Source organism: Peribacillus sp. CSMR9 (assembly GCF_033141925.1).
GTDB classification, from domain to species: Bacteria; Bacillota; Bacilli; order Bacillales; family DSM-1321; genus Peribacillus; species Peribacillus simplex_A.
In genome coordinates, this window is record NZ_JAOPHO010000204.1 from 1 (window position 1) to 1,005 (window position 1,005).

A 1,005-nucleotide genomic window follows, 5' to 3' on the forward strand; every position below is an offset into this window, starting at 1 on the left:
ACCGCCGTATACCGAACGGTACGTACGGTGGTGTGAGAGGTCGGAGGCTAGGCGCCTCCTCCTACTCGATTTATGGAACTATCGGGGCAGTATAGTTCTATAAGAAATTGGTTTATTATGGTATAATTTTTAGGTGATTGTCTTCAATACTTTATTGACTAAAATAAATAATATGATAGCCGCCATCGTTTTTCTATTTATAGGTTCGTCGAGTGACAAAGAGTTCCAGTTATTTCTGGGAGAATAGTAAGGAGTCAATATATGAAAAAATTTTTTAGTTTAATTTGTGGATTGTTATTTGCCTTTTCTTTAACAGGGTGCTTAGGAGAAGATTATGATTTTACTCCTCCTAGCGTTACACTTACTCCTACACTCTCTAATAGTGATATCAAATTAAAAGTAGCAAATATAGATTGGAAATCTGATAAAGAATATAAGAAAGAAACGAAAGATATTCTATCACTTGCAAGGAAACAAAAACAAGTAAGCATTAATTCTGGTCAACACGATTATTATATAGACTTTGATAGTCAAGACTTTAAGATTGAAAAAATAAGTATTTGGGTATGGAAGCAGGATGAGAAGGTAGAATTGGAAGTTGATAAAAATCTCAACTTCAATTTCCCAAAAGAAAAAGGAGAATATCTAATAGAAGTGGACCTTCTTTCGGATAACGGAAGTGCTGAATATGTAGGTAATATCGCCATTAAGTAGTGGATAACATCCTTCTTAATTACCAATTAACATAAGCTTTTGTTTGATAAGACCATCGAAATTTAATGGTCTTTCTTTATGTATAAATATCAACTTTATCAGAGCCTAAAATAATAATATGTTCAAATGAAATAATACACTGTTTGTGATGTTTATCACTTAAACTAACGGGTGCGTTAGTTGATAAAGGAACATAAAAATGAAAGGGGATAGCTGGTATGTCAACACTAAACTAGACAACTTTTTTAAGGTGTTCAAGTTTGTAATCAATCGGACTTACATAACCCAGTG

At 32.9% G+C, this 1,005-nt stretch carries 1 protein-coding gene; it reads left to right on the forward strand.

Going from position 1 to position 1,005, the window contains the following annotated elements:
- Positions 1-261 precede the first annotated feature (261 nt).
- A complete protein-coding gene (locus N9I19_RS24910; protein ID WP_317779357.1) occupies positions 262-714 on the forward strand; it encodes a hypothetical protein in 453 nt (150 codons plus the stop codon).
- Positions 715-1,005: the final 291 nt, after the last annotated feature.